Source organism: Streptomyces sp. NPDC050164, from assembly GCF_044459945.1.
GTDB classification, from domain to species: Bacteria; Actinomycetota; Actinomycetes; order Streptomycetales; family Streptomycetaceae; genus Streptomyces; species Streptomyces coeruleorubidus_A.
In genome coordinates this window covers 1-3776 of sequence record NZ_JBITJK010000087.1, presented here as the reverse complement: position 1 = coordinate 3776, position 3776 = coordinate 1, and the positions used below count along the sequence as shown (strand labels likewise).

The 3776-nt window shown below is 70.3% G+C and carries 4 protein-coding genes; 3 read left to right on the top strand and 1 reads right to left on the bottom strand.

What is annotated here, in order from left to right; genetic code table 11:
• Positions 1 to 433 precede the first annotated feature (433 nt).
• On the top strand, positions 434 to 886 hold the full coding sequence (locus ACIBNA_RS44865; RefSeq protein ID WP_274814563.1) for an Lrp/AsnC family transcriptional regulator: 453 nt from the start codon (positions 434 to 436) through the stop codon (positions 884 to 886).
• A 20-nt stretch (positions 887 to 906) separates the two neighbouring features.
• Here the strand turns inward: ACIBNA_RS44865 and ACIBNA_RS44860 are convergent, their stop codons facing one another.
• On the bottom strand, positions 907 to 1857 hold the full coding sequence (locus ACIBNA_RS44860; RefSeq protein ID WP_399171255.1) for a phosphotransferase family protein: 951 nt from the start codon (positions 1855 to 1857) through the stop codon (positions 907 to 909).
• Between the two features lie 185 nt (positions 1858 to 2042).
• Between ACIBNA_RS44860 and ACIBNA_RS44855 the strand changes: the two genes are divergently transcribed.
• Together ACIBNA_RS44855 and ACIBNA_RS44850 are read left to right on the top strand one after the other, a co-directional pair.
• A complete protein-coding gene (locus ACIBNA_RS44855; protein ID WP_399171253.1) occupies positions 2043 to 2879 on the top strand; it encodes an alpha/beta fold hydrolase in 837 nt (278 codons plus the stop codon).
• Positions 2880 to 3029: 150 nt separating this feature from the next.
• Complete coding sequence (locus tag ACIBNA_RS44850) at positions 3030 to 3686, top strand: DUF5701 family protein (protein ID WP_399171252.1); 657 nt, start codon at positions 3030 to 3032, stop codon at positions 3684 to 3686.
• Positions 3687 to 3776: the final 90 nt, after the last annotated feature.

Sequence of the window (3776 nt, the reverse complement as noted above, 5' to 3'; positions counted from 1 at the left end):
TTCTGCTCGGTGCCGGCGAGCGGGGTCTGGTGCGTGCCTCTGCAAGGCGGAGGAGGGCGTCGACGCGGAGCGTCGGCAACCGACGACAACGCCGCGGAGGTGCGTGCCAGACCCCGCGTCTGCGGCGTGATCCAAACGACAGACCCTAGTCCCGTCGGCAGGGGCTTCTCGTCGGCGCCGCCGGAGGCGTCGTGACGACCCTCGGCGAGAAGATCGCGGTACGGCGGCGCCCTCACTAGCCGGCCCCCGGCCACGGTCAGCGCGGTGAGCAGGGTCGCCGAGTTCGCCACGATCACCACCAGGTCCGCGACCGCGAGCAGGGTGTATCCCGCGTATCCGGCTGTCAGCCCGGCGACGGCCGGGACGGCCGAGCGGCCCGAGGGTGTTCCCTTCTTTACCCCTTGATCGCGGGATCCGGGGCAGAATCTTCTCCATGGATGCCCTGGACCGGAAGATTCTCACCGAGCTACAGCTGGACGGCCGTCTCACGGTCACCGAGCTGGCCGCCCGCGTGAAACTGAGCGTCTCGCCTTGCCACCGCCGCCTGCGCGACCTGGAGCGCGAGGGCGCGATCCGCGGCTACCGGGCCGTCGTGGACCCGGCAGCCGTGGGTCTCAATTTCGAGGCGCTCGTCTTCGTCACCCTGCACTGGGAGGACGCCGACACCGTCTCCGCGTTCGAAAAGGGCGTGGCCGCCGTCCCGCACGTGCTCCAGGCACAGCGCCTGTTCGGCGACCCCGACTACCTCCTGCGCGTCGCCACCACCGACCTTGCCGCCTTCCAGCAGCTCTACGACCAGCAGCTCGCCCGACTGCCCGGCGTCCAGCGCCTGAACTCCACCCTCGTCATGAAACACGTCGTCGACGACCGGCCCCTGCCCGAGTGAGCAACGCCGCCGCCTCGCGCTCAGCCGCCCAGACCACCGGCGAACGGCATCGTCCGCCACTGTTCGACGGCCGGCTGCAACGCGTCCACGAGCATGGGCAGTTGGGGCGCGAGTGCGAGACACGCCACCGCGCGGGACATGCCCACGGCGTTGACGACGCGCAGCACACCCTCGTCCAGCCGCCGCAGGCCCCGGCGCTCTGCGGCCGCGTTGTAGGCGGTCTCGCATTCAGGGCCGAGAGCCGCCAAGTCCCACTCGACCGGTCCGAACGTCGTCAGCTCGAAGTCGGAGTACAGCTCGCCGTCCTTGGCGGAGACGATGTTGGCCGCGGGGGAGTCACCGTGGATCGGCTGGAACTCGATGCCGGGGAACGCCGCCTCGAACTTCGCGCGTGAGCTGACGAGAGGTTCCAGGATGTCCCACTCGCGCCGCGCGCGGTCGAGGTCGGCCGGCTCCAGGAGGTCGGGCCGCCCCTCGAGCGCGGCAAGTCCCTCGGAGACGAACCGCGGTTCGGCCGCCGACAGGAAGGGCAGCTCACCCGGGTACGAGCGCAGCGCGGCGTGCAGGTCGGCGACCAGGCCGGAGTTGTGCACGTAATCGGGCTCCACGCTCTGGTCCAGCTCGACGAACTGCCAGAACCTCATCGAGAAACCGTCCCGCTGCACGGGCTCCCGCGGCACGAGCAGACTCGGCGGAATCACCGGGTGCCCCTGTTCGGCGAGCCACCCCACCACATCGAGCTCCAGCCGCTGCCGCGCCGCCTGTAACTCGGGGCCGGAGTACGACGGCAGAACGGTCGGCACCCGCACCACCACGGGCGAGGGAGCGAGGTGCACCACGACGGAGAACACGTCGTGGAGCACCCTCGCGTCGGTCACCGTGAGCCCCAGATCACGACCCGCGGCGACGGCCGCGGCGAGAGCGCGGGACTTACGGGCGTCGACCTGATCGGGCGTCAAGAAATCTTCCATGCCGACGATGGTGCCACGCCGGTCACGCCGGTCACGGCCCGTACGACGGGTTGACGGTCTGCGAACGCGTGCTCCTGTGCGCCCCCGGTAAAGAACCGGTGCGCTGCCCGGCAACCGGCGCTGCGGCCACGGGCCTAGCGTGGCCGGGTCCCCTCACCAGCCACCCGGAAACGAGGAAGCAGCGCATGCCGTACATCACCGTGGGCCAGGAGAACTCCACCGCCATAGACCTCTACTACGAGGACCACGGATCCGGTCAGCCGGTCGTCCTCATCCACGGCTTTCCGCTCGACGGCCACTCCTGGGAGCGGCAGACCGCCGTACTGCTCGACGCCGGCTACCGCGTGATCACCTACGACCGGCGCGGTTTCGGGCAGTCCGCCCAGCCGACGACCGGCTACGACTACGACACCTTCGCCGCCGACCTGAACACCGTGATGGAGACCCTCGACCTGCGGGACGCCGTCCTCGTCGGGTTCTCGATGGGCACCGGCGAGGTCGCCCGGTACGTGTCCCGGTACGGCTCGGGCCGGGTCGCCAAGGTCGCCTTCCTCGCCTCGCTGGAGCCCTGCCTGCTCAAGTCCGACGACAACCCGCAGGGGGTCGCCCCGAAGGAGTTCTTCGACGGGATCGTCGCGGCCGTCAAGGCGGACCGCTACGCGTACTACACGGACTTCTACAAGGACTTCTACAACCTCGACGAGAACGTCGGAACCAGGATCAGCGAGGAGGCCGTCCGCAACAGCTGGAACGTCGCCGCGGGCGGCGGCTTCTTCGCGGCGGCCGCCGCGCCGTCGACCTGGTACACCGACTTCCGCGCCGACATCCCGGCGATCGACGTGCCGGCCCTGATCCTGCACGGCACTGGCGACCGCATCCTCCCCGTGGAGGGCACCGCCAGGCAGTTCCACAAGGCTCTTCCGGCCGCCGACTACGTCGAGATCGAGGGCGCCCCGCACGGACTGCTGTGGACCCACGCGGAGGAGGTCAACTCGGCACTGCTCGCCTTCCTGGAGAAGTGATCCGAATTCGCACCGCCTACGGTGTGACACCCCGCGAGTGACAGTCGCACGGCCCGTCCGGCGAGGGCACGCAGGTGCCGGGGCGGGAACGCCCCGGCAGACCGGCTCGTTGCACGTGAGTTCGCCCACGTCACCGACCATGGGAGCATCGTGCCCGACACCACGCCCGACACGTCCACCGTCCTCCCCGCACTCCCGGCCTTGAGTGCGCAGGCCGAGCGACTGATCGAGCTGGGGGTGCACGAGATCGCCGGGCTGTCCGCCGACGAGATCCGTACGTTCGCCGCCGAGACCGACGGCGAGGGCACCCTGCTGGCCGTGCACCCGGACAGAGCCCCCGCCTCCGCCCTCGCCCCGCTGCTGCGCCGCGACGACAAACCGGGCTTCGTCGTCGTCGACATGCCCGACGTCGACGAGTTCGCGCCGAGCGCCGTCGAACTGCCCGACGCCCCGCTCTACGTCGTCACCGGCGTCGACCGCGGTGACGACATGGCCAACTGGAGCCCGGACGAGGCACTGCCTGCCCTCACCGCGGAGGACCGCACGCCGCTGCTGCTCACCGAGGGCATCCACTGGGTGCTCCAGGAACGGGCGGTCCTGGAGCGCAACCGCTGCTTCATGACCATCGGGTCGCGGCTGCGCAAGGCCGACGGCAGCCTGGACGCCCGTACCCCGGCGATCTGGATCAGCAACGGCACCGGGCGCGACGGCCGGGAGCGGCGCAACGCCCCGAAGGTCGGCTGGTGCTGGTGGAACAACCGGCACACCTGGCTGGGCTTCGCCTCCACGACTGGCCGCGGGGCCTAGGTGTATTGACCCGCAGGGTTGTTCACGCGGGTGATGGGTGGTTGACCTTCGAGTGCGGTGTGGCAGCGGTGGTGGTTGTAGGTGTGCAGG

Coding starts and splice junctions, on each gene's coding strand:
- ACIBNA_RS44860 (WP_399171255.1), bottom strand. CDS start 1,857: ATGGAAGATTTCTTGACGCCCGATCAGGTCGACGCCCGTAAGTCCCGC.
- ACIBNA_RS44855 (WP_399171253.1), top strand. CDS start 2,043: ATGCCGTACATCACCGTGGGCCAGGAGAACTCCACCGCCATAGACCTC.
- ACIBNA_RS44865 (WP_274814563.1), top strand. CDS start 434: ATGGATGCCCTGGACCGGAAGATTCTCACCGAGCTACAGCTGGACGGC.